Source organism: Campylobacter pinnipediorum subsp. pinnipediorum, assembly GCF_002021925.1.
GTDB classification, from domain to species: Bacteria; Campylobacterota; Campylobacteria; order Campylobacterales; family Campylobacteraceae; genus Campylobacter_A; species Campylobacter_A pinnipediorum.
In genome coordinates, this window is the sequence record NZ_CP012546.1 from 709,511 (window position 1) to 733,225 (window position 23,715).

Sequence of the window (23,715 nt, forward strand, 5' to 3'; positions counted from 1 at the left end):
AGGTGCTATGACAAAGGTATAAAAACAATCATACCATAAAGCCATAAAATATTATGATAAAGGTTGTGATTTAGGTAGCGAAGCTGGTTGTAAATTTTATACTGTTTTAAATTAAAGACCATTAATATATAAATAGTGTTTTAAATAATTTTAATTAAGATTCTTTAACTTGCATTTTATTATCTTTATAAACTATAATTAATATTATTTTGTGCTAATGAATTTATTGTAATTTAACTATGTATTAGGTTGGATTAGCTTTTTTAATAAATTATTTACCACGAGTTTTTAAAAAATGTGTCTTGTAAGGAAGGTTAAATCATATACAAAAGTCTATAATGAATCGCCTTTATATTAAATTGCAAATCTTTTAAATTTCATAGATAATATCAAATTTATTTATTTAAAATAAACAATAAATACCTTATTTTCCTAAACAAAAATTAGAAAACATCTCATCAAGCAATTCTGAATATTCAACCGGTTTTGTTATATCTGCTATATTTTTTATAGCTTTATTTAGCTCGTAAGCAAAAAGTTCTAACTCATTATCTTGCATTAATTCTAAGCCATTTTTTAGTGCCATACTTGCATTTGCACAAGCATTTATTTGAGAAACAGAGCTTAACATTAGTTCACCTGTATCTTGGTTATTTAAAAAGTTATTTAATGTGCTTAAAATTTCATCCACACTGTTGTTTGCTGATATTTTTATAGGATCTTTTAAATCCAAATCAAACTTAATATCTAAATCAATCTTGTTTAATATAAAAAATATCTGTTTGTCTGAGTTATTTATAAGTTTGATTATCTGCTTATCTTGCTCAGTTGCTTTGCTTGATGCATCAAAAACAGCTAGTATTATATCGGCTTCTTTTATTGCTCTTAAGGTATAGCTTATTCCTATTTCTTCTATAGCTCCTGTATTCTCTCTTATTCCAGCTGTGTCTATTATTTTTATTATATGAGTTCCTATTTTTAGCTCTTCTTCTATTGTATCTCTTGTCGTTCCAGCTTCGTTTGAGACTATTGCTCTTTCATATTTTAAAAGTGAATTTAATATAGAACTTTTTCCAACATTTGGTTTTCCGACTATTGCTATTTTAAAACCATCTATAAGGCCACTTCTTTGTTTGCTTATCTGGACTATTTTATCAAGACTTTGGCTATTTTTTACAAGCATTTGCTTTATTTGAATTATTATATCTTCCGGTAGATCATCATCAGCATAGTCTATACTTGTTTCTACATATGCTAGAGTTTTTATAAGATCAAGTCTTATATTTTCAACATATTCTTTTAATTCGCCTTTCATCTGTCTAGCTAGTATTTTAACAGCACTTTGACTTCTTGCATTTATCATAGCACTTATCGCATTTGCTTTTAGTAGGTCTATTTTATCGTTTAAAAAAGCTCTTTTGCTAAACTCGCCAGGGTTTGCTAACCTAGCTCCAGCTTTTATAAGTTCATTTAAAAGCATATCTGTTATGGTAAATCCACCGTGAATTTGAAACTCAACTATATCTTCGCCAGTAAAACTATTTGGAGCTTTAAAGTATATAATTAACCCCTCATCCATAAAGGAGTTATCTAATGAATAAATTTTGCATAAAGTTGCATATCTAGGAGTCAGCTCATCTTTTTTTATCAGCTTTTTTGCGATTTTTAAAGAGTCAAAACCGCTCATTCTTATTATGCTTACAGAGCCGGCTCCGTGTGCTGTTGCTGTTGCAACTATTGTATCATTTTTTAATGAAGTCATTTACTATAACAAACTTATCATTTCCATTGGTTTTAATGCCAACATATTTATCTGGAAATTTCTCTCTCAATTTAGAAACAGCAATTTTTACAAGGACTCCATCAAGTGGTTTTGTTTGAGCTTTTCCATTTGTTTGAACTCTTTGTATTATATTGCTTAGATATTGATCCATTGTATTTTCTTGATTTTTTAAAAACTCAGCTATTTCAAGTCTTATTGATAAATTGTATTTAAGGTTAAGCCAATTATGAATCAAATAAGATATAGCTTTATATCTATATCCTTCTTTGCCTATAAGTAAAGCCGCATCCTCTCCATCAAGTTCGATTAATACACAATCATCCGAATACTTGCTAACTTCAATTTTATCTATTTTAAAGAAGCTAGAAGCAAAAAGTTTTACTAGACCAGCTTTGATTTCAGGTAAAATTTTGTCAAAATCAATATTTTGTTGAGATTTGTTTTGCTTAGATTCTGCTTGATTTTGTGTTTTTTCTTGCTTTTTCTTATTATTTTCTTCTTTATCTAAACGCTTTATTATATAGTCTTGTTTTGGTTCATTTTGTTTTTCTATATTTGTTGGTTCAGATTTTTTATCATTTTGATTTTTTTTATTTTTATTTCTTTTTTTATTTTTTTCATTAGAGTCTTTTTGCTCATTTTTTGGCTTAGGTATATTTACAGTTTTTTCATTATTAGCTTCTATGATTGCATTTTTTTTAAAAAACCCTAAAAAACCATTACTAGGGTGTTGTATAACTTTTATATCAAGTTCTGTTACGGAGCAATTTAACTTTTCTGCTGCTTTTTGAAAAGCTTCTTGTAAATTTTGTGCTTCTATACGCATTATTATTTTACCTCTGCACTCTTATTTTTTTGCTTTTCAAATAGTCTATTTACGAAAGATTGTTGAGCTACAGAGAACAAGTTGTTTATAAACCAATAAAGTGTAAGTCCTGCTGGGAATGAAACAAAAAATACCGTAAATATAAGTGGTAAAAATTTCATTATCTTTTCTTGCATTGGATCATTAAATGTTGTCGGTGTAAGCTTTTGTTGTAAAAACATTGTAGCACCCATTAAGATAGGTAGTATGAAATACGGATCCATTACAGAAAGATCGTGTATCCAAAAAATCCAAGGAGCCGCTTTAAGTTCTATTGCGTTTAGTAAGACTCTGTATATAGCAAAAAATATAGGTATTTGCATAAGTATAGGTAGACAACCACCCATAGGATTTGCATTATGCTTTTTATAAAGTTCCATCATGTGTGTATTTAGTTTTTGTGGATCGCCTTTATATTTTGCTTGAAGCTCTTTCATTTTTGGTGCAATCTCTTTTATTTTATTCATAGAAACCATACCTTTGTATGTAAGAGGGAATAAAATTATTCTTATAGAAATTGTTAAAACAACGATAGCCCAACCCCAATTTCCTATGTGTGTATGCAAGAAATTTAAGAAGCTAAACATTGGTTTTGCTATAAATGTAAACCAACCATATTCTATGATATCTGTTAGTCTTTTATCTATGCTTTTTAAGACATCGTGATCTTTTGGTCCTATATAGGCTTTTGTTTTAAAATCACCATTTTGTTTTATGAATACAAGTGCATTTTTATTTTCATCTGTACTCATAACAACATTTAGTGGTTTTTCAAAAGAGAAAAATAAAGATGTGTAGTATCTGTCAGAAGCAGCTGCTATATCTACATTGTTAAATTTTTCATTTCCATCAAGATCATCATCTTTTAAGACAGTTATTTTATCATCTGTATGTCTTAACAATGCACCATGAACTGTCAGTGTGTCTATTGCAATACTTGGTCTTAAGCCAGTGGTTATAAAATAATCAATATTTTTACTTGTAGAAACTTCTATATCGTATGTTCCATTTTTAAAAAAAGTTATTTTCTTGTTTAGAGTGAAATCTCCCAAGTCTTGTTGTAAATTTATTATTTTTGAATCATTTGTTATATTTACTTCATTAATATCTGTTGTGTATTTATTTTTAAATGCAAGTTGATTTACTTTTTCATCACTAAATCTAATCTCTAAAGGCATTAGTGACTCACTTACAAGTTGTATTCTCTTTTCATCTTCGGTTTGATATTTATCTTCATTTAGATAAAATTTGCTAAGTCTTCCTAGACTATCTATGTGTGCTTCAAATTTATCTGATTTTACTTTTACAAGAATTTCATTACTTGTGTTTGGCTTTGAATTTATTATTTGATCATTTGTGCTTTCAATTTCTTTTTTTGCAAAGTTATTTTTTTGCTCTATATTTGAAGTTGTTTTTGTGCTTATGTTATTATCTTGTATCGGTTGTTTTGGTATGAAAAAAAAGTCGTAAGCGATAAAAAAGACAAATGAAAATATTGTCGCTAATAAGACCCTTTTTTGTGTTGATAATTTATCCATAATTTCATATTCCCTTAAATTTTTTTATAACATAGAATTTGTCATCCTTAAATGGAACAAACCAAAAAATAATATTTATAGATTTTATTTTTTTAAAGACATATAAAGTTTCAAAATTCTTACTAATAATAGGGTAATTAATACCACCTTTAAAAAATTGATTGCATTTTAAAATTCTCAGTGTAGAGTAGATAGTGGCTAAGAAAAAATTGTTATTTTTAAATTGCCAAATTGTGTATTCTGAACAAGTCGGATAATATCTACAAGAAGCAGGAGTAAATTTAGATATGTATTTTTGATAAAAATTAATCATAAAAATAACAATACTGTTCACTTTAAACACCCTAATTTCTTTAGCGACCACTTTAAATTTTTATTAATATCATTAAAAGATATTTTATCTACGCCAGATTTTGCTATTAAAATATAGGTTCCGTCTTTTAGATTTGAAGATGCATTTATAAATGCTGATTTTAATAGTCTTTTACATCTGTTTCTTATGACGGCTTTACCTACTTTTTTGCTGGCCACAACTGCCATTTTGTTTTCCTGAGAAGGTCTATAAAAAAGAATACAGGACTCGCAGTGCCATTTTTTAGCATCTTTATAAACCAAAGAAAATTCTTTTGAGTCGCCTATAGACTCAAAACCAACTAGACTGCCAATCTTCTTCTTCCTTTTGCGCGTCTAGCATTTAAAATTTTGCGACCATTTTTTGTTTTCATTCTAAGACGAAAACCATGAGTTCTTTTCTTAGGTGTTTTATGAGGTTGATAAGTTCTTTTCATACTAATCCTTAAAATTTAATGTAAAAGCGTGATTTTATCAAAGCAATACTTAAAAAGCTTTGAATAGCTAAATTTAATCAAAAATTAACTATAATTATATACATGAATGATAATGATTTAAAAAAATTATATTTTTTAAAAGCTATTGGGTATAATTTTGTAGGAAAAAAAGATTTAAAAAGCACTTCATGTTATTGTTTTGATAGTTTTGATAAATTAAATAATCAAATTATAAATTGCAACCTTTGTTGTTTAAAAAATTATTCGGTAAAATCATATACTGGTTTTGGTAATATTAATTCAAAAATAACATTCGTTATGTTAGAACCAAATTTAAATACTAATATTATGGATAATTTTTTGGAGTTATTAAGAAAATATCTTAAATTTTCAGAGAGAGATTTTTATATAAGCTATTTATTGCATTGCAAAAAACAAATGAGTTTAGATTTGTCTGATTGTTTTTTAAAATGCAGACCGTATTTGGATGAAGAAATGAATTTTATTAATCCTAAAATTATTGTGGCTTTAGGTGAAGATGTTTTTTTGAATTTGTATATTCAAAATGCAAAAAATAGCTCTTTTGAAAGTTTAAGAGGTAGTTTTTTAAAGTTTGGAAATGCTTTTTTGATGGCAACATATTCTTTGGATAAAATAATTAAAAATCCAAGTCTACAAGCAAATTTTATAAACGATTTAAATAAAATAAAGGACGTTTTATGAAATACATACTGATTTTTTTTCTTTTCTTTTCTGTTTTTGCAAAAGAACAAAGAATGTCAGATATAAAACCTGTTACGATGTACTATATTGATTTAGAACCTGGTTTTTGTAATGATGATTGTTTGAATAAGCTTTTGCAACAGGATATGATAGCTAGTTTTTTAGCTCGTTTTGATAGGCTTAGGGTAACAAATTTAGAGCTTTTGGATAAATATTTAAAAATATATTATTATACTCCAGATATGGTTTTAAATGATAATTTAAAAATAGCTATTATATTGCCACAAAAGATTATAAAATCATATACTGATAGTGTTACCAAATCATTGATTTCTTATGTTTTAAAGTATGATTTAAATGTTGATTTGAAATTTATAAATAGTGATGATGAGAGTCCTAAAAATATTCAAAAAGCGCTGGATGAGGCTAGAAAAGATTCTATAAAATATTTTATAGCTCCATTGACCGCTAATGGAGTCATCTTAATAAATAAACTAGCCTATCCAAATGAAACTTTCTTTTTTCCAAGTGTTCATTCATCACTTTTTAAGCTAAATAATCCAAATTTTATATTTGGAGGTGTGGATTATCAAGTTCAGATTAAATCACTTTTTGAATTTACTAATAATAAAATAAGTGCTTTTAGTGATGGAAGTTTTACTGGGAATTCTTTAAATAACTATGTAAAAAATATATCTGAAAATAGTGTGTATGAAGTTCAAATGTTGGCTAAAAATATAAAACTTGAAGAGTATTTTAATAATTTTTCATATATTAATAACTCAAGTGTATTTTTAAATTTATCTCTCATTAAAGCATCGCTAATAGCAACGCAATTAAAAATTTTTGAAATAGAGCCATTTTCTTTATTAAGTACTCAAATAAACTATAATCCAAAATTTTTGCAACTCGTAAAAAAAAGTGATAGGGAGAAATTTTATATCGCTAATTCAATTTTTCTTGATGATGATAGTTTAAATAGCGTCAATGCTTTATTTGGTATAGATTTAAGGTATAACTGGATTGGTTATTCATCTAGTGTAGGGCTTGATTATATATATAGTTTGGCTACTGGAAAAAATAGAAAATTTAACCAAGAAATAATAGATAATCAGGTTGTGTATGATGTTGATATTTTAAAAACAGATGAATATAATTTTATCAAAACTAATGATTTGAGTGATTATAATTATTAAAAAATAATGCAATTTCATCATTTATTTTTTTTGGTTTTAAATTTGAAACAAATGCGATAGTGATTTTTGCTTTAAACAATAAATCATCTTTTATATTTTTTTCAATATCTTCAATCCTATATATGCTCTGTTCTAAGACAGCACTTGCTTTTTTTACCTCTAAAATATTAGTCTTTACCTCTATCAAATCTCCTATAAAGGCAGGTTTTATGTATTTTGCTTCTATGCTTGAAACAACAAAAAAAGCATCTTTTGTAAATGGCTTTATAGATGATGAAAAAAACATTTCACTTCTTGCTCTATCGCAGTATTTTATATAATTTGCATGATATACAATCCCACCTGTATCTGTATCTTCATAGTATATTCTTATCTTCATTTTTTGTCTTTCTTTGAGTTTTTCCTAGCTCCCCTTGTACTCATCAAGGCTCTTTCGTAAAACAGCAAAAGTGTTATAGAAACTCCAACTCCAAGTGCTAACGCTACAGAAATTGTAGTTAGTGCATTATCAAAAAACAATACCAAATGTTTTGACTTTATAGTAACATCATCGTTTTTTATAAATAAGAATAATGCCAATATACTTTTATAGGCATAAATTCCGGGTATCATAGGGAGTAGGGCTGGAAATGCTATGATTTCAGCTGGAACCTTAAGTCTAAATGCAAAAAACATTCCTAGTATACCTGCTAAAAAAGATGCAATAAGAGTTGCTAGTGATATATTTAAAATATCATTATGCAAAATGAGATACCTAAAAGAGTGCGCTATGGCAGCTATAAATGCTGATATAAGAAGTGTATTTTTTGGTGGCGAACTTACATATGCAAATCCAAATCCGGCAATAGCAGCAAATACTGCATCAAGTATAAAATTATACATTTAATAACTTTATACTTGATATGGATAGTGTTATGTATATTCCTATTGCTATACATACTATCAAAAGTCCTGTGTTTATAGCTTTTGCTAGACCAATTAATACATTGCTATTTAGTATATCAAATGTTGAGTTTATGAGCATAACACCCGGCATTAGATATAATACGCTTGAGCCTATGGCTATATCAGGTGTCGCAGAAAAACCAAAATATATTCCAAGATATGCTACAAATGATGATATAAATGCTGCCATTAGATGTTGTAATTTTATATTTAATCTTATTTTTGTTGTTAAATGTCTAAAAATAAATCCAATAAAAGTAGACACAAAAACAACAAACATACTTCCTATATCGCCTCCAAATAATTTACAAAATGCAGCATTAGCAAGACTTATAAATAAGATAGTTTTTTTTATATGATTTTGTTTGAAATTTATTATTTCATTATAATTTTGTATTGCATCTTGTATACTTAAACACTCATCTTGTATTTGCCAACTAAGTGCACTAAGTTCAGAAATAAGCCTAAAACTTATAAAATGATTTGGTGTATCAATCACATAAGTTCTAAAATTAGAACTATTGCTATTGTCCGTTATACTTATACTAAAGTGCTTAGTTAATGCTGTAAGACTTACATTATATCCGTAAGACTTTGCTACCCTAGATACACATCTATCTACTCTTGCTGTATATGTTCCTATGCTTAGCATTTTAGATGTGTATTCTATGAGAAACTTTGCTACTTCTTCTATATTAGGCTTATTCATAATAAAATCTATATTAAAAACTTATCTCTTTTATATCAGCTATTTTTTTGAAAGCTAAATAAATTTGACCTATTAATGCTATTCTGTTATTTTTGATTTTTTCATCATCGGTGTTTATCATAACATTTTCAAAAAACTCATCAATTTCTTGTTTTAAACCAAATAGCTCTCTTAATCTCTCTTCATATTTTTCTTCATTGCTATTTAAAGCTTTAAATTTATTATTTAGATTTTTTTCATATTGACTTTCAAATAATTCTTCTTTGACATCTTGTATTTTTGCATCTTTTATGATATTTGAAAGTCTTTTAAATGTAGAAAAATTATCTTTAAAACTAGGTTCATTTGATATTATATGAAGTGCTTGTATAGCATTATAAAGTTTAACTATATCTCTATTTTTGCTATCTATACAACTTTTTATTATAGATGAGTTTGCATCAAAAAATGTATACAATCTATCAAGTATGAAATTTTCTAGTGTGTTTACATCAAAGTTATTGTAATTTTTTGCTATTTCATTTAAAATTTCTGATATATCAAACTCCAAACCCTCGTTTAAAATTATTTTTATAACTCCGTTTGCTGCCCTTCTTAGTGCGTAAGGATCTTTTGTTCCTGTTGGAATTTTACCAACACTAAAAAGTCCAACCAAGCTATCAAGTTTATATGATAGTGCAACTATTGAGCTAAAAAGGGTACTAGGGCAATCCGCATTTTCGCCATCTGGTAGGTATTGTTCTTTTATAGCTATCACTATATCTTTATCTTCGCCTTTTTTTTCTGCATAGTAATGACCCATAATACCTTGAAGTTCTGTAAATTCATAAACCATACTGCTTGTCAAATCAGCCTTGCTTAGCATTACAGCTCTTGAAATTTTTTCTATATAGTTATTTCCAACTTCTTTAGCTAGTCTATTTTTGTATTTCTCTGCTAAAATTTTAGCTATTTTTTCCTCTCTAAGTTCTTTATCGTATAGCGTTCCTAGCTCTTTTAGGTATGTTATATTTTTTAGTTTATCAGGTGTAAAAGGTGCTTGCAAGTCGCTTTTCCAAAAGAACATTGCATCGCTAAGCCTAGCTCTTAAAACTTTTTCGTTACCTTTTATTATTAGTGATTTTTCTTCATTTAATGAGTTGCTTACAACTATAAATTTATTTTCTAATTTTGAGTTTTTAAATACAGGAAAATATCTCTGATTTTCTTTCATAGATGTTATTATAACTTCTTTTGGAATATCTAAAAACTCACTTTCAAATTGACCAAGCAAAGCTGTTGGGTATTCTGTGATAGCTACAACTTCACTTAGTAAGTCTTCATCAACCTCAATGCTTATATTATTTTCTTTTTCAAGTGCTTCAAATTGTTTTCTTATAATGCTTTCTCTCTCGTCTTGGCTAAGGATAACACCTCTTTGTGTAGAGTTTTCAAAATATTGGTTTATATTTTCTATTTTTATTTTATCGTAGCTTATATCTCTGTGTGGATATGTTGAGTTTTCGCTTTTTATTCCAAATTTTGTAAACTCCAAAGACTCATTTCCTAAAAATACTAAAAATGATCTTATAGGTCTTATAAACTCAAACTCCCCATTGCCCCAACGCATAGATTTTCCAAAGCTTAGACTAAGTAGAAATTTTTCTATCATGTCTGGTAAAATTTCTTTTACATCTTTTCCTGATACTTGTTTTTGATAGTGAAGCACCTCTTTACCATTTATATTTTTAAAACTAAGTTCACTTTCTTGTATCTCACATTTTTTTGCAAAACTAATAGCCGCTGGTGTAAATTTACCATCTTTTATAGCTATATGTTTTGGTGCTCCTATAAACTCTACATTGCTATCATCTTGTTTTTGCTTGAAATTTTTATGAGATAAAACAAGCCTTCTTGGGGTATAGAAAAAATCAAATTCGCTTTTTAAATTATACTCATCTAACACCTTTTGCCATTTTGTTTTTATGTTTGGCAACTCTTTTAAAAATGGTATTGCTGGAAGTTCTTCAACTCCTATTTCTATCAAAAGTTCTTTATTCATTTTTCTTTTTTTCCTCTTGTTTAATTTTTTTTCTTAATTCATCTTTTTTTGCTGTTTGAAGTATAACGCCTCTTATCATAAAAAACAAAAAGCCAACTAAACAAATCACCATAAAAATATCTAAAAAATTTTTCATTTCTTGCCTTTAAAAATATCTAAAAAATTACTCCAAGACCGACAAGCTTTATCTTTGTCTGTTGAAATTTCAAATACCAAAGGTAGATGATCTGAGTATTTGTGTTCTTTATTTTCTGTTTTTGCAAAACCTTTATTATTTAATAAATTATTTTTAAAAACTTTAAAACTATCGCAAACATATATAAAATCATATTTTGTATCCATAAATTCAGGCGATAAAAGGATATGATCTATAGCTCTTTTTTTACCATAAGCCGCAAAACTATATCTTTGTTTCGGTTCTATGAATTCCCAGAGGTTTATATAATTTTTTGTAATTTGTATGTCGTTTAGTATGGATTTTTTCCCATAAGGACTATTAAAATCCCCAAGCACTATTGCATTTTTTTCATTTTCTAAAGCTACTCTTAGTGTTCTTTCTGCTTTTTTTTGAGATATTATTCCATTTTTCTTAAAAGCCGGAAAGTGATTTATAAAGATACTAAATATTTTTTTATCTTCTTCAAAACTAACTTTTAAAATATCTCTAGTCTTTACACCAGCTACACTAAATGATTTTGTTAAAATTGGTCTTATTTTTGATATTAGCCCAAGTCCAACAGGGGCATTTTTAGTTGTTTTGAAGTTTATAAATTTATAATCAGTACCTTTTATAAGCTCTTTTAAAACATCTTCATTTTCTATCTCTTGAAGTGCTATTATATCCGCATTTATTGATTTTATTACTTCTTTTATGTTTGCAAGTTTATGTTTGTATTTTTCATCGCTCCATGATGATTTTCCTATTTTAAAATCTCTATATTCGTTGCCATTATTTTTGCCATCAAATAAATTTTCAACATTATAAGTAGCAATTTTTATAGTTTGTGCAAAAATAAAAATAGGTATAAAAAATATAAATATAAGTTTATTCATATTTTCTCTCTAAAATCAAACTCATTTATGTTTTGTCTTATAGCTTCATATGCTATTATGCCCGTGCTTATTGCTAGATTTAAACTTCTTCCATTTTTACCCATAGGAATTGTTATTTTATTTTTTGGCATTATATCCATTAGGGTTGCTGGTAGTCCTGTGCTTTCTCCTCCAAAAAATATAAAATCACCAGTTTTAAAATTAGCTTCAAAGTAGTTATTGTTTGTTTTTGTTGTGGCGAAGAAAAACCTATCTTTGAGCTTTATATTTTCTTCTAAAAACTCATTCAAGCTTTCCCAAATTTTAGGCTCTAGTATCTTCCAGTAATCAAGTCCAGCTCTTCTTACTGCCTTTTCGCTTAGGTCAAAAACAGTTGGTTTTATGATATGAAGCCTTAAATTTGCATTTACACACAGTCTTCCTATGGCTCCTGTGTTTTGAGGAATTTGTGGACTTACTAAGACTATATTAAACATTAAAAAACAATAACCTTATTTTCATTTATAAATAATCTATCTTCAAGTGCTAAATCCAACGCCTTTGCTAATACATTTTTTTCACAAGCTCTACCTGCTTTTTGCATATCTTTCCAGCTCATTTCGTGGTTTATATTTATTACATCTTGAACTATTATTGGACCTTCGTCTAGATTATCATTTACAAAATGAGCAGTTGCTCCTATTATTTTAACTCCTCTTTCAAAGGCTTGTTTATATGGATTTGCTCCTATAAAAGCTGGTAAAAACGAGTGATGTATGTTTATTATCTTGTTGTTATAGTTTTGGACAAAATTTGGAGTTAATATTCTCATATATTTTGCTAATACAACATAATCAAAATCATATTTTGCCATAATGTCTAATACTTTTTGTTCATGCTCTTCTCTGCTTAAATCATCAGCACTTACATACTCAAAAGGTATATTAAATCTTTCAACTAGACTTCTTAAAACTTCATGATTTGCAACAACTGAAACGATATTTGCATTTAGCTCCCCGCTATCAAATTTAATAAGCAAATCTCCCAAACAATGGCTCTCTTTTGTAGCAAGTATTATTATATTTTTTTTATTTTTGTGAGTGCAAGATATCTCAGCATTTTTTGGTAATACAGCCTCAAGGTTGCCTATAAATTCATCTATATTTATATCTCCAATAAGTTCACTTCTCATAAAAAATGTATTATTTTCTTGATCTACAAACTCATTATTTGTTTGTATATTTAGCCTGTATTTAAAGACTATGTCAGAAATTCTATATATAAGTCCTTTTTCATCACTGCATTTTATTTTCAAAACATACTCTTGCATATTTTTTCCTTTAACTTTTAAAATCTACTCGCTATTTTACAAGTGCATTTTTTAATACATCATCTATCATATCAACAGGAATGATTTTCATATCTTTTCTTACATCCTCTGGTATATCTTCCAAATCTCTTTCATAATTTTTTCTTGGTATTAGTGCTAGTTTTATGTCTGCTTTGTGTGCAGCTATAAGCTTTTCTTTTAACCCTCCTATAGGAAGCACTCTTCCGCTTAGTGTTATCTCGCCAGTCATTGCTACATCGTGTCTTACTTTTATGTCTGTAAGTATAGATGCTATTGCTGTTACCATTGTTATACCGGCGCTTGGACCATCTTTTGGCGTAGCACCTTCAGGAACGTGCAAATGCAGATCAAATCTCCTATACACATCGCTAGGCTCAAGCTTTCTTTTATCGTCATCAAATTTAGGAATTATACTCATTGGCACTTTTATTTTTTTATTGTCTATAAGAACCTTAACAACACTAAATGCTATCTGTGCGCTTTCTTTCATAACATCGCCAAGCTGCCCTGTTATTTGCATATTTCCTTTGCCTTGTAAGCGAATAGCCTCTATCCTAAGCACGTCTCCACCAACACTAGTCCAAGCTAGACCATTTACTTGACCTATTTTATCTTTTTTGTCTGCTTGTTCTATCTCAAATACTTTCTTTTCTAAAAATTCTTTTAGGTTTTTAGAATTTACTGTTATTTTTCCTTGGTTATCTGTAAGTATTTTTTTTGCTACTTTTCTTAGTATATCCGCTATTTTCCTACGTAAATTTCTAACTCCACTCTCTCTTGTGTATTCTGAAATCATCATTGCTATCGCATCTTTGGTTATATTTACATCAACAGGTTTTAGTCCATGCTTTTTAAGCTCTTGTGGTATTAAATATTTTTTTGCTATCTCAAATTTTTCTTGAGGCGTGTATGAGCTAAGATGTATAAACTCCATCCTATCGCGAAGTGGAGCAGGTATCATGCTTATATCGTTTGCAGTAGCTATAAAAATAACCTTGCTTAGGTCTATATTGAAGTTAAGATAATAATCTCTAAATTTATTATTTTGTTCAGGGTCTAATATCTCAAGTAAGACAGCCGTAGGATCCCCGCGGTAGCTTCTTCCTACTTTATCTATCTCATCTAATACAATAACAGGATTCATTTGTTTGGCTTCTATAAGTCCTTGAACTATACGACCAGGCATAGCACCTATATATGTTCTTCTGTGTCCCCTTAGTTCATTCACATCTTCAAGTCCGCCTAGAGCTATTCTTACCAACTCTCTTTTAAGCGCTTTTGCTATTGAGTTTGCCAAGCTTGTTTTTCCAACTCCTGGAGGTCCAGCAAAGCAAAGTATAGCTCCATTGTTAGCCTTTTCATCTACGCCTCTAAGTTCTAATAACTCTCTTAAAGCAAAGTATTCTTCTATTCTTTCTTTTGGTTTTTCTAAGCTATGATGATCTGCATTTAGTCTTTTTGATACTTCTATTATTGATGATTTTTTCTTAGATACATTTTCAAATGGAACCTCAAGAGTCCAGTCAAGATAGCTCTGTATTGTGTTTGCATCGGCAGAGTCTTGGTGCATACGAGACAGTTTTTCTATCTGTTTTTTTATCTCTTTATACGCATCTTCACCCATAAATTTCTTTTTGTTTTCTAGTTTTTTCTTATATTCTTCTATCTCTTCATCTCGGCTAGTGTCGCTTCCCAGTTCTGCTTGAATTTGTTTTAATTGCTCTTTTAGAAAATACTCTTTATTGTGCTTATCAATTTTTGAGTGAACTTTGTTTTTTATCTCTTTTTGAAGTTTATTTGCCTCTATCTCTTCTATGATATAGTCTATAAGTTTTAAAAGTCTTTGCTCTAAATCCTCTTCTATAAAAAAACTATAAGCTACTTGTTTTTTTAATCTTAAAGCACTAGAAATCAAGTCGCATACCCTTATAGGCTCTACACTTTCTTCTATAGTTTTAAGCAAGTCAGGTGGAAAAAGATGGCTTATAGCGCTTAGTTCTCTAGCTTTTTCTCTTAAAACGACAAGTAAAGCTTCTGTCTTAGCTGTGGATGGTTTTATTATGTTTAGCTTATCTACTAATGCTACTAATGGACTAGTGCTTGTTTGATTGATTATCTTTGCTTTATCTACCCCTTGAAAAAGAATCTTTACACGACCATCTGGCAAAGGAACTTTTCTCATTATAGTTCCTAATACTCCAGTGTCATATATGCTGTTAAAATTTCTTTCGCCATCTTGATTTGGTTTTGATGAAACAACTAGTATTGATGTTTCGTTTTGCATGGCTAGTTCAAGTGCTCTTAAGTTTTCTTCATCACTTAAAAAAAGTGGAGTTATCATAAATGGATATAAAAATAACTCATCCTCAACTATAATTGGAATTTCTGTCGGTAAAAATTTATTTTCATCTAATTGCAAAGGGCACTCCTAATTAAATATTCTTCTATACCAAGGACGTTCTGGATTTAAAATTTTTGCATCGTTTAGAGGAGATTGCTTAAGTTTTTCTTTATATATCTCTGCTGAAATATCTCTTCCTGTTCTTATGTATAGATTTGCTATTTCTTTATCTAAACTATAAATAGCTAGTTTAAACTTAACAAGCATTGTTTGCACTAAAGGTTTAAACTTTGTATTTGGATATAGATATAAAAATTTTTCTATAGAATTTATGCTATCTTGTATTAGTTTTTGATTCCTATTTGGTTGTAAAAATGAGTCAAAATTTGCTTTTATCTTTAAAAACTCCGCAAATTCTGTTTTTTCTGCATTATCCCCATATCTTTTTACATACTCATTGAGATAGAAGTTAGCAAGTAAATACTCTTCATTATTTGCATGAGCCTGAGATAGTATCATAAGTATTTGTTCTAGCAAAGGAGATGCCACATGTTCACTAGCCATAGATACATAATACTTATCAGCTAGCTCTAGCTCATTAGATTTTATATTTTCTAATATCTGTGAATACCACTCTTCTGGTGTGAGATTGTATAGTTTAGCTTGTTTATTAGAACATCCTAAAAGCATCACAACTAAAAAAATTGATGCCAAAAACTTATAGATATTTATCATTGTATTCCTTACGTAAATTAAAATAATTTGTTATTTTACATTGTTTGGGATTATTTTTATATAAATTTTTGCATATTTTTAGTTTTTTAATTAAAAAGATGATACAATGTTACAATTTTTATATCAAGGAGATTGAAATATGATTTTTACTGTTAAAAGCCCTATACTAGGTTTTGAACATATAAAAACTATGGAGCTTATAGAGCTTGATAAGTTTTTTGTAAAACTCCAAAGCAAAGACGATAATACATCTTTTACTATGATAAATCCTTATGCTTTAAGAAATTATGAATTTGATATTCCAACATACTACGAAGATCTTATGGATATCAAAAACAGCAGTGAGCTTAGAGTTTATAACATACTTGTGGTTGCTACACCTTTAGAGAAATCTACTGTAAATTTTATAGCTCCTATAGTTTGTAATATGGACAATATGACACTTTCTCAGATAGTTCTTGATGTTGTGTCTTATCCTGATTACAAACAAGCTGAGGTTATAGAAAGCTTTATACAAAAATAGGAGATATTAAGTAAAATGAAAAATAATAAAATTTTATTTGCATTTGCAAGTATTTTATTGCTATCTGTTTTGGATTTGAGTGCTGAAAGGGTTACGGCCAATTATTATAAAAAAGGTTCCGGAAAAAATTTTAGCCAATTTACAAATAAATCTAATCGTGAACTTAGTGATGGCAAAGGTAAGTATTCGTCCGTTTCTACCAAAGTTAAGGCACCAATATTTAAATACAGCAGATGTTATGATGAGCAATACTCTGAGATGAGAACAGAAAATGGCCTAGATGGTAATTATAAAGATAGAGCTATATCTTTTGACTATTGGCCTGGATATTATCCACCAGATAAAAAGATTTGGAATTACGGTTGTGCTAAAGATTCATATTTTAGATTTCCATTTCCAATGCTTGTAGAATTTGATAAAGGAAATACTTATAGTAGTAATGGTTTATATAAGTGGACCTCGGTATGGGAAGGTTATATTGATATACCACAAGATGGAGAATGGAGATTTAGTCTTACCATACAAGGTAAAGCATTATTAACAATATGCGATGTTGAAGCTTCTAAAAATAAAGAATGTTTTTATCGTAACAGCACAACAACATACAACAAAAAATACTCATCTTATTGGTATAAGTATGCATATGGATATAATGATAACGATGCTATAATTATAAAAAAATTAAAAAAAGGCGATAAGCTAAGATTCAGGCTTATATATGAGAGTGCAGATTGGAGTATACATAAAACATCTAGTATACATCTAAAATGGATCAATGGCGATGACATTAATAGAAATAAAGGTAATTGCGTTACACCTCATGAATTACAACCGCCAAAAACAAACAGAAATGATACAAGTATATTTACTCAAAATGGTAAATGTGGTATGCAAATAGTAGATTTCGAATATAAATTACCAAAATCTGATATAGAGTATCGTGTAGTTGAAGATGAGTATGTAGATGCTTACATTAAAAATAAAGGTCAAGGTAAAGATTTTGATTGGTTGTGGAATAGTCCTATAAGGACAAAAGATATCGGCGATACTAATAAATTTTGTATTATCATGGGGACAAAAGACCCAAATGGTAAATATATTGAAATAAAAGAAAATCAAAATAAAATAGTAGGTGCTCGTATAAGATATAAAGATTACCAAGATAAGGATACAATGCGTACTCTTGTAAATGACAAAAGTGTGTATATGGTAAGAACACCAGGTAGCAGTAAAGATATGAATAAAAGTAAAAGCTGTTTTAGAATGACAACTGTTTCAGAAAAACTTATAACCAAAGATGCCTATTTTCAAGTTTTTGAGTTTCAACCTAAAGAGAGAGGTGTTTTTATAGTTCCTGATGACTTTAAAAAGGAAAGGACTGGAACTACTGATTCTGATCATTTTTCTTTTAAACCTATAGGATATACTCTTAGCTTTAGTGAAAATGGTAGTAATAAAAAAATAGAGCCTACATTACATGATAAAAAATTATCTAATATAGCTGATTCTGTCTTATATCTTACTTCTGGTAAGACATATACAGTTACAGCAAAAGCACAGAAAAAAGACATAGATAGTTCATCAATAAAAGATATAACTAAATATAACTCAACTGATACTTCCGATGGTGTTACAACTGTAGTTGGTAAGTACCATGCACAGATAGAAAATAACGATTCTTTGCTTACTCCCTATTTAAATGGAAAAACATGTCAGTATAAAGGAAAAGATTTGCCTGATGGTAAATTTAATATTAAATTTTATGATAATATCTCAAATAATTTCACTAGCGATATTAATGATGATAATGTTATGAGATTTAAAACAAATATAGTTGATAAAACATGGACAGCAATAGACCAAACAAATGATCAAGATAAAATTTCTAAATATGGTTATGAATGTAAAGAGCCATCAAAACAGATAAAAGGTGTTAATGCCGCTGAATTTAATAGAGATTTAGTTGATTGTTATATATCTAATGTTGTTCCAGCTTATGTTGAGTTTGTTCCTGCTAGTTTTGATATAACAAAGTCAGTAGAAAACTTTAATAGTAGTAACTTTACTTATCTAAATACCTTAAATGCAGATTCTTATCGTATGAAAGCATTTTTAAATATTGAGCTAGCTCCAAAAAATGCTAAAAATCAAGATTTATCTAACTTTACTAAGGATTGTTATGCAAAAGATATAGGGGCTGTTATATCTTATGATGGAGATAAAATTTTAAAAGAAAATAAGACAGAAAATCACTCTTTGATAGAAGATAAAAAACATTGGTCTTGGGAAAAATTAAATAATGCTAAAAGAATGAAATTTGCAGAAAATGGTGGACGAGTTGTTATAAATATGTATAATAGTGAGTTTGATCCTAATTTGTATTTTAGCGGTGTTTATAGTAAATATGATCCTAGTTCATTAGTTGCTTCTGCGCCATATTTATTTTCTAAAGATTTATTTGAGCAAAATACTGCTATTGCTAAAATAGGGTTTAATTTTGATAAAGATTATAAAAAACCTGAAAACCCATTTGTGATATATAATAAAGAGTTTAGCTTGGATAAATTAAAAATTGGAGATAGAGTTATAACAGATTCTGGTAGAAAGACAGAATTTAAAGATATAGCTACTTTATCAACAAAAAATGTTAATTCTTCTAAAAATAGTTATGCCACTATGGTTTATGGCAGAGTAACTGCTCCTTATCAAGAGGGTCCAAAAGATGGATTTGATGGCAAGATATATTATACTTTTTATTGTGATGTTGATTGTAGCTCAAGAATAAGCTCAACATTAAAAGGAGAGTCTATAGGTAACTATGTTGTAAATTTGTCACATAACTCTGATAAATTTGGGCATTGGGATAGTTATAGCACTGATGATTTTGGTGTTTGGGATGGTTATAGCTCTATGCTTAAAACAAATTTAGTATCAATTTCTGATAATAATTCATTTGGTGCACCTTCTAGGGTAAAAAATGGTGTAGAAAAAGTTAAATTTAGTAATAAAGAAAGTGTAAAAGATACCATAAAGCTTAAAATGTCTAAAGCTCCTTGGTTGATTTTTAATGAAAATTATCCTACTTATGATTATAATGAGATAAAGGTTGGTTTCTTTGGTGCAAATGGTAGTTGGGCTGGAAAGTCTTATGATGGAAAGGGAGAAGATAAAAATAATGCTGGTAAGTTTATATTAGATGAACTACCTAGTGGTGTTGATGCACCTGTTAGGAAAAATAGGAGAATTGACTGGTGAAAACTAGAGGTTTTTCTCTTATAGAGGTTATTGTCTCTATAGTTATTATAGCAATTACCTCTTTGAGTGTTCCTGTGATTATAAGTGTAACCTCAGAAGCCAATCTGAGGTTTACTATTCAAGAGATGTTACTTAATGCTAAGACATATTTAAATACGGTTCTTAAGTCACAATACACCTGTGTTTATATAGGGGAAAATCCTAGCTCACCTATGCCTAGGTTCGCTAATAACAAATTAGGAACATCAGAAAAAGATCCCAATTTTTCTTTAGGAAGTTATGACTTTTATAAGAAATATAAATTAGATCCACACGAGAGAAGGATTATTTTACCCGCTACTGGTTTACCAGATACAGATTTAAATAATTTTGATGAACACCATGATGATAAATGCCCAGTATCTGTCGCATCATCTTATGGCATTAAAACAATTTGGTTTTACAAAGATATTGATGAAGTCAAAATGTCTCCTGATTCAAATAACGATCGTGATTTTGTTACAGAAGCTAATTATAAAGTTGACGTTGGTATTAAAAAAGATCCATTTAATGATAGTCGTTATGAGCAAAAAAGCTATGACAAAGATTTAACACTTGTTTCTGTTGATATATTTGATATAAAACCTGATAGATTCAAATCCGAAAAAATAAGACTTTTAGCTATAGCTGCTAATATAGGAGATTCTCCTATAATTCAAACTAGAGAATTTAAATGAAAAAAGCTTTTACTCTTATAGAACTTATATTGGTTATAGTTATACTTGCTATAGTTACTGGAATGACATTAAATTTAGTTTTTGTAATATATAAAAATTATGTTCAAAGTGAGTCTATCTCTAGGGTGGGATCTCAAGCTGATATTATCTTAGATCAGATATCTAAGAGATTAGAATATAGAATAAGAAGTAGTGATATAGCAAGAAATAGTTCAGATAATAGTATATTAAATTTAAATGATAGTAGCTTGGATGAAAGTTATGATATATTAGAATTTATACCTTATAGCTATGAAGCTTTTGATTTAGATGTTTATAGTGGTGTTGTTGATATGGATGCTAGTAGTAATTTAAGTGGCATAGAAACACCTGGTAGCAATCTTGATATGTCTGTGTTTAATCAACTGTCTCCTAGAAATAAAGATAAAGAGCTAGCAATGATTTTTAGAGGTGTTAGTTATAATGTTAATAACTCTTTTGGTTATACCGGAACTAATGTAGATTTTGCTAAGGTAAAATTTAAAGATTTAACACATTTTAATAATGATATATCATTTGTTGGTAAGCAGATGTCAGAGCAGTATTATTTAGCACATACTGCATATGCTATAGTTGTTACGAAAAATGCTACATCAGCTGTAAGTGAAAGTGCTTCAAATAGGGATTTTGATTTAGTACTTTATTATGATTATAGACCATGGTTAGGACAGCAATATAATCAAGGTAGTTCTACTGTTTTAGCTAGACATGTTAGTATGTTTAAGTTTAAAGAGGAAAATGGAATGGTTTTTTTAAAACTTTGTTTAAGAGATAATCAAAAGCAAAGAAGCTCATTATCTAAGTCTGGATTTGATTTTAACGTATGTAGAACAAAGGCGGTTTTTTAGATGAGAAAAGGTTTTGGTTTATTAATCGCTATAATTTTTGTTGTAACTATAGCTTCTCTTGGTGCTGTTGCTCTTAAATTATCTGTTGGAACTGCAAAACAAACTGGAGATGTTTATGTTAGAGAACAAGGCGAAATATTGTTAAGAAGTTTTGCCGAGTATACAATGCTAAATATCTTAACTCATGATTTTGATGTTAATTGTTTGGAAAAAGTTAAAGGATGGCATAGGCCAGATTTAACCATAAAAGGTGAGGAATACCCGGCTTTTGTGACTAGTTCTAGTATAAAATATTTTGGCACTATTGGAAAATGTAATGGTGTTCCAATCACTACAAAATATACACAAGGAACTGTTATAATTGATATTTTTGTAGAATATGTTGATAGTTTGAAAAAAACAAAAGATGATAAATATAAAATTTCAGAAAAATACCCAGTTAGACTTCATAAAAGAATAATACAAAAAATTTAAGTTTTTATTTGTTTATGTGATATAATTACCATACAAACTTTATTTTAAGGAGTATGGTAATGAATACAAGTATTGTAGGTAAACAATTAGAGCTTACTGATTCTATAAAAGACTATATAGAGAATGCTTTTAGTGCACTTTGCAAATACCAGATGGATATAATATCTCTAAGATGTGTTGTATCTGCTGATGAGAAAAATGGAAAAAAAGGCTTTGGCGTAGAGTTTGCTGCAAACATTTCTCATAAAAATACTATTGTTATTAAACAAAAAGATAAAGATTTGTATGCTGCTATAGATCTAACTCTTGATAGAATGCTAAAAGTTCTTAGAAGAGAGCATGATAAAACTACAACCGTAAAAGGCAAAGATGAAGAAAAAATAAAAAGAATGTTTGTAAATGAAGAAAATACAGATATTTTAGATGAGATAGTACCTACCGAGCTAGAGCTTTATAAGCCTCTTGAGATAGAAGAAGCACTTGAAAAACTAAAAAATAGCGATATGCAGTTTTTAGTTTTTAATGATATAGATGCAAGAATGCGTGTTATTTATAAAAGAACAGATGGTAAATTCGGTCTTTACTAAAAAATAAACTGAGGGATTATTTATCCCTCAGTTTTATCTTGCAAAGGTTTTACTTTGATAATATCTGATGAATTTTTTATGGATTTGGCTATAAGACAAGCTTGGAAATACTCTGTTTTAACATATCCAAACCCATCTGTTGGTTGTGCGATTTTAGATAAAAATGGCACATTGCTATCATGTCAAGCTCATAAAAAAGCTGGTTTTTTGCATGCAGAACCAACGGCTATATTGTTTGCTCTTTTTAAATTAAACGAGCAGATATTTTTTGATTTTACAAAGGCTTATTATGATAAGTTTTTTGTTAAGTTTTTAAGTATAAAAGAGCTTGAAGAGTATGATTTGGAGTCAAATTTTACTTATAAATTTATACTTGAAAATCATTCAAATTTATTAAAAGATGCAAAAGCTTATGTAACACTAGAACCATGTACTCATCACGGAAAAACCCCACCTTGTGTCAATTTATTTATTCGGTTAAAATTTAAAGATGTAATTATATCTTGTATGGATTTTAATGATGTAGCTAGTGGCGGGATAGAACTATTAAAACAACACAATATAAATACTAAAGTCGGTGTTTGTGTTGAAAATGGGAGAGAGCTTATTGATCCATTTTTGTCTTGGCAAAAAGGAAATTTTTCATTTTTAAAATTAGCTATCAGTCTAAATGGAGTAATTACTGGAGGAATTATATCCAATGCTTTAAGTAGAACTCACTCTCATAAATTAAGAGATGTTTCCGAGCTTTTAATTATAGGTGGAAATACTGTTAGGATAGATCGTCCTACACTTGATACAAGGCTTATTCAAAATGGAAAAAATCCAGATGTTTTGATATATTCAAGACAAAATGATTTTGATAAAAATATACCTCTTTTTGGTGTTAAAGATAGAAAAGTGTTTATCTCCAACTCTCTTGAAAATTTAGAAAAAAAACTTGTAATATATGAGGGTGGAGCAGGTATGTTAAAACTTGCTTTTGATGGCAAGATACCAAATTTAAAACGGGTTTTGTTATATAAGAGTAATGAGCTTAAAGATGGTGAAAATATAAAATTTAAAAACTCATTTAGACCTATTTTTGAATCAAACTTTGAAAATGACAATTATGGCTGGTATGAGATAAATCAAGATTTAAGCTAAAAGCGTTAATTTAGTAATAATTCTATTTTATTTATAGAATTAAATCAAGAAAGTTAAACTATTATAAAAAATATTTTATA

The 23,715-nt window shown here is 28.6% G+C and carries 25 protein-coding genes; 9 read left to right on the forward strand and 16 right to left on the reverse strand.

Annotation, left to right across the window (positions count from 1 at the left end; all coding sequences use genetic code 11):
- Positions 1-424: 424 nt before the first annotated feature.
- From mnmE to rpmH, 6 genes are read right to left on the reverse strand one after another with little or no spacing between them, the layout of a single operon-like run.
- Positions 425-1,762 (reverse strand): tRNA uridine-5-carboxymethylaminomethyl(34) synthesis GTPase MnmE, encoded by a 1,338-nt coding sequence (gene mnmE / locus CPIN17260_RS03675; RefSeq protein WP_069632449.1) that lies wholly within the window; start codon positions 1,760-1,762, stop codon positions 425-427.
- Positions 1,743-2,609: a Jag N-terminal domain-containing protein gene (locus tag CPIN17260_RS03680; RefSeq protein WP_069632450.1), complete on the reverse strand. Its 867-nt coding sequence runs from the start codon at positions 2,607-2,609 to the stop codon at positions 1,743-1,745. Before CPIN17260_RS03680 ends, mnmE begins: the two co-directional genes overlap by 20 nt.
- 2 nt (positions 2,610-2,611) lie before the next feature.
- On the reverse strand, positions 2,612-4,186 hold the full coding sequence (yidC, locus tag CPIN17260_RS03685; RefSeq protein WP_069632451.1) for a membrane protein insertase YidC: 1,575 nt from the start codon (positions 4,184-4,186) through the stop codon (positions 2,612-2,614).
- 4 nt (positions 4,187-4,190) lie between these two features.
- Positions 4,191-4,520, reverse strand: a complete 330-nt coding sequence (gene yidD, locus CPIN17260_RS03690; protein WP_257787832.1) for a membrane protein insertion efficiency factor YidD — start codon at positions 4,518-4,520, stop codon at positions 4,191-4,193.
- Positions 4,517-4,852 carry a ribonuclease P protein component gene (gene rnpA, locus CPIN17260_RS03695; RefSeq protein WP_069632452.1) on the reverse strand — a complete coding sequence of 112 codons (336 nt, stop codon included), beginning with the start codon at positions 4,850-4,852 and terminating at the stop codon, positions 4,517-4,519. The genes yidD and rnpA overlap by 4 nt, the downstream gene beginning before the upstream one ends.
- Positions 4,840-4,974 (reverse strand): 50S ribosomal protein L34, encoded by a 135-nt coding sequence (rpmH, locus tag CPIN17260_RS03700; protein ID WP_069632453.1) that lies wholly within the window; start codon positions 4,972-4,974, stop codon positions 4,840-4,842. Before rpmH ends, rnpA begins: the two co-directional genes overlap by 13 nt.
- A 360-nt stretch (positions 4,975-5,334) precedes the next feature.
- Here rpmH and CPIN17260_RS09750 point away from each other — a divergent pair, with 360 nt between their 5' ends.
- Both CPIN17260_RS09750 and CPIN17260_RS03710 read left to right on the forward strand, forming a co-directional pair.
- Positions 5,335-5,697: a uracil-DNA glycosylase family protein gene (locus CPIN17260_RS09750; protein ID WP_157887329.1), complete on the forward strand. Its 363-nt coding sequence runs from the start codon at positions 5,335-5,337 to the stop codon at positions 5,695-5,697.
- The gene (locus CPIN17260_RS03710; RefSeq protein WP_069632455.1) at positions 5,694-6,893 is read left to right on the forward strand and encodes a hypothetical protein; all 1,200 of its coding nucleotides are present in this window, start codon (positions 5,694-5,696) and stop codon (positions 6,891-6,893) included. Before CPIN17260_RS09750 ends, CPIN17260_RS03710 begins: the two co-directional genes overlap by 4 nt.
- On the opposite strand, the gene CPIN17260_RS03715 is transcribed toward CPIN17260_RS03710, so the two are convergent.
- The 10 genes from CPIN17260_RS03715 to CPIN17260_RS03755 are packed head-to-tail and all read right to left on the reverse strand — an operon-like array spanning position 6,865 to position 16,047.
- Positions 6,865-7,272 carry a YbgC/FadM family acyl-CoA thioesterase gene (locus tag CPIN17260_RS03715; protein WP_069632456.1) on the reverse strand — a complete coding sequence of 136 codons (408 nt, stop codon included), beginning with the start codon at positions 7,270-7,272 and terminating at the stop codon, positions 6,865-6,867. The genes CPIN17260_RS03710 and CPIN17260_RS03715 overlap by 29 nt on opposite strands.
- Entirely contained in the window at positions 7,269-7,775 is a 507-nt protein-coding gene (locus CPIN17260_RS03720; protein WP_078440576.1) for a threonine/serine exporter family protein, read from the reverse strand. Before CPIN17260_RS03720 ends, CPIN17260_RS03715 begins: the two co-directional genes overlap by 4 nt.
- The gene (locus CPIN17260_RS03725; protein WP_069632458.1) at positions 7,768-8,547 is read right to left on the reverse strand and encodes a threonine/serine exporter family protein; all 780 of its coding nucleotides are present in this window, start codon (positions 8,545-8,547) and stop codon (positions 7,768-7,770) included. Before CPIN17260_RS03725 ends, CPIN17260_RS03720 begins: the two co-directional genes overlap by 8 nt.
- A gap of 13 nt (positions 8,548-8,560) precedes the next feature.
- Positions 8,561-10,588, reverse strand: a complete 2,028-nt coding sequence (gene glyS, locus CPIN17260_RS03730; RefSeq protein ID WP_078440577.1) for a glycine--tRNA ligase subunit beta — start codon at positions 10,586-10,588, stop codon at positions 8,561-8,563.
- Positions 10,581-10,724, reverse strand: a complete 144-nt coding sequence (locus CPIN17260_RS09140) for a hypothetical protein (protein WP_153300791.1) — start codon at positions 10,722-10,724, stop codon at positions 10,581-10,583. The genes glyS and CPIN17260_RS09140 overlap by 8 nt, the downstream gene beginning before the upstream one ends.
- Positions 10,721-11,641, reverse strand: a complete 921-nt coding sequence (locus tag CPIN17260_RS03735) for an endonuclease/exonuclease/phosphatase family protein (RefSeq protein ID WP_069637268.1) — start codon at positions 11,639-11,641, stop codon at positions 10,721-10,723. The genes CPIN17260_RS09140 and CPIN17260_RS03735 overlap by 4 nt, the downstream gene beginning before the upstream one ends.
- Complete coding sequence (locus CPIN17260_RS03740) at positions 11,638-12,117, reverse strand: tRNA (cytidine(34)-2'-O)-methyltransferase (protein WP_069632461.1); 480 nt, start codon at positions 12,115-12,117, stop codon at positions 11,638-11,640. Before CPIN17260_RS03740 ends, CPIN17260_RS03735 begins: the two co-directional genes overlap by 4 nt.
- Entirely contained in the window at positions 12,117-12,950 is an 834-nt protein-coding gene (purU, locus tag CPIN17260_RS03745) for a formyltetrahydrofolate deformylase (RefSeq protein WP_069636651.1), read from the reverse strand. Before purU ends, CPIN17260_RS03740 begins: the two co-directional genes overlap by 1 nt.
- Before the next feature lie 31 nt (positions 12,951-12,981).
- Complete coding sequence (gene lon, locus CPIN17260_RS03750; protein WP_069636652.1) at positions 12,982-15,390, reverse strand: endopeptidase La; 2,409 nt, start codon at positions 15,388-15,390, stop codon at positions 12,982-12,984.
- A 9-nt stretch (positions 15,391-15,399) separates the two neighbouring features.
- A complete protein-coding gene (locus tag CPIN17260_RS03755) occupies positions 15,400-16,047 on the reverse strand; it encodes an outer membrane protein assembly factor BamD (protein ID WP_078440578.1) in 648 nt (215 codons plus the stop codon).
- A gap of 139 nt (positions 16,048-16,186) precedes the next feature.
- Here CPIN17260_RS03755 and fliW point away from each other — a divergent pair, with 139 nt between their 5' ends.
- From fliW to ribD, 7 genes are read left to right on the forward strand one after another with little or no spacing between them, the layout of a single operon-like run.
- Positions 16,187-16,570, forward strand: coding sequence for a flagellar assembly protein FliW (gene fliW / locus CPIN17260_RS03760; RefSeq protein ID WP_069632465.1), 384 nt, complete (start codon positions 16,187-16,189; stop codon positions 16,568-16,570).
- Between the two features lie 15 nt (positions 16,571-16,585).
- A complete protein-coding gene (locus CPIN17260_RS03765; RefSeq protein ID WP_078440579.1) occupies positions 16,586-19,825 on the forward strand; it encodes a hypothetical protein in 3,240 nt (1,079 codons plus the stop codon).
- Positions 19,822-20,541 (forward strand): prepilin-type N-terminal cleavage/methylation domain-containing protein, encoded by a 720-nt coding sequence (locus CPIN17260_RS03770; RefSeq protein ID WP_157887330.1) that lies wholly within the window; start codon positions 19,822-19,824, stop codon positions 20,539-20,541. Before CPIN17260_RS03765 ends, CPIN17260_RS03770 begins: the two co-directional genes overlap by 4 nt.
- Positions 20,538-21,428, forward strand: coding sequence for a prepilin-type N-terminal cleavage/methylation domain-containing protein (locus tag CPIN17260_RS03775; protein ID WP_078440580.1), 891 nt, complete (start codon positions 20,538-20,540; stop codon positions 21,426-21,428). The genes CPIN17260_RS03770 and CPIN17260_RS03775 overlap by 4 nt, the downstream gene beginning before the upstream one ends.
- Complete coding sequence (locus CPIN17260_RS03780; RefSeq protein WP_069632469.1) at positions 21,429-21,902, forward strand: hypothetical protein; 474 nt, start codon at positions 21,429-21,431, stop codon at positions 21,900-21,902.
- A 59-nt stretch (positions 21,903-21,961) separates the two neighbouring features.
- Positions 21,962-22,489, forward strand: a complete 528-nt coding sequence (gene hpf, locus CPIN17260_RS03785; protein WP_069636658.1) for a ribosome hibernation-promoting factor, HPF/YfiA family — start codon at positions 21,962-21,964, stop codon at positions 22,487-22,489.
- 60 nt (positions 22,490-22,549) lie between these two features.
- Positions 22,550-23,635 (forward strand): bifunctional diaminohydroxyphosphoribosylaminopyrimidine deaminase/5-amino-6-(5-phosphoribosylamino)uracil reductase RibD, encoded by a 1,086-nt coding sequence (gene ribD / locus CPIN17260_RS03790; RefSeq protein ID WP_078440934.1) that lies wholly within the window; start codon positions 22,550-22,552, stop codon positions 23,633-23,635.
- The last annotated feature ends 80 nt before the right edge of the window (positions 23,636-23,715 follow it).

Excerpts from the sequence above, each read along its gene's own strand:
- CPIN17260_RS03725 (WP_069632458.1), bottom strand. The coding sequence starts at position 8,547 with ATGAATAAGCCTAATATAGAAGAAGTAGCAAAGTTTCTCATAGAATAC.
- CPIN17260_RS03735 (WP_069637268.1), bottom strand. The coding sequence starts at position 11,641 with ATGAATAAACTTATATTTATATTTTTTATACCTATTTTTATTTTTGCA.
- CPIN17260_RS03780 (WP_069632469.1), top strand. The coding sequence starts at position 21,429 with ATGAGAAAAGGTTTTGGTTTATTAATCGCTATAATTTTTGTTGTAACT.
- CPIN17260_RS03755 (WP_078440578.1), bottom strand. The coding sequence starts at position 16,047 with ATGATAAATATCTATAAGTTTTTGGCATCAATTTTTTTAGTTGTGATG.
- fliW (WP_069632465.1), top strand. The coding sequence starts at position 16,187 with ATGATTTTTACTGTTAAAAGCCCTATACTAGGTTTTGAACATATAAAA.
- CPIN17260_RS03680 (WP_069632450.1), bottom strand. The coding sequence starts at position 2,609 with ATGCGTATAGAAGCACAAAATTTACAAGAAGCTTTTCAAAAAGCAGCA.
- glyS (WP_078440577.1), bottom strand. The coding sequence starts at position 10,588 with ATGAATAAAGAACTTTTGATAGAAATAGGAGTTGAAGAACTTCCAGCA.
- rpmH (WP_069632453.1), bottom strand. The coding sequence starts at position 4,974 with ATGAAAAGAACTTATCAACCTCATAAAACACCTAAGAAAAGAACTCAT.
- CPIN17260_RS03775 (WP_078440580.1), top strand. The coding sequence starts at position 20,538 with ATGAAAAAAGCTTTTACTCTTATAGAACTTATATTGGTTATAGTTATA.
- hpf (WP_069636658.1), top strand. The coding sequence starts at position 21,962 with ATGAATACAAGTATTGTAGGTAAACAATTAGAGCTTACTGATTCTATA.
- mnmE (WP_069632449.1), bottom strand. The coding sequence starts at position 1,762 with ATGACTTCATTAAAAAATGATACAATAGTTGCAACAGCAACAGCACAC.
- CPIN17260_RS03765 (WP_078440579.1), top strand. The coding sequence starts at position 16,586 with ATGAAAAATAATAAAATTTTATTTGCATTTGCAAGTATTTTATTGCTA.
- CPIN17260_RS03720 (WP_078440576.1), bottom strand. The coding sequence starts at position 7,775 with ATGTATAATTTTATACTTGATGCAGTATTTGCTGCTATTGCCGGATTT.
- CPIN17260_RS09140 (WP_153300791.1), bottom strand. The coding sequence starts at position 10,724 with ATGAAAAATTTTTTAGATATTTTTATGGTGATTTGTTTAGTTGGCTTT.
- CPIN17260_RS03740 (WP_069632461.1), bottom strand. The coding sequence starts at position 12,117 with ATGTTTAATATAGTCTTAGTAAGTCCACAAATTCCTCAAAACACAGGA.
- yidC (WP_069632451.1), bottom strand. The coding sequence starts at position 4,186 with ATGGATAAATTATCAACACAAAAAAGGGTCTTATTAGCGACAATATTT.
- CPIN17260_RS03710 (WP_069632455.1), top strand. The coding sequence starts at position 5,694 with ATGAAATACATACTGATTTTTTTTCTTTTCTTTTCTGTTTTTGCAAAA.
- purU (WP_069636651.1), bottom strand. The coding sequence starts at position 12,950 with ATGCAAGAGTATGTTTTGAAAATAAAATGCAGTGATGAAAAAGGACTT.
- CPIN17260_RS03715 (WP_069632456.1), bottom strand. The coding sequence starts at position 7,272 with ATGAAGATAAGAATATACTATGAAGATACAGATACAGGTGGGATTGTA.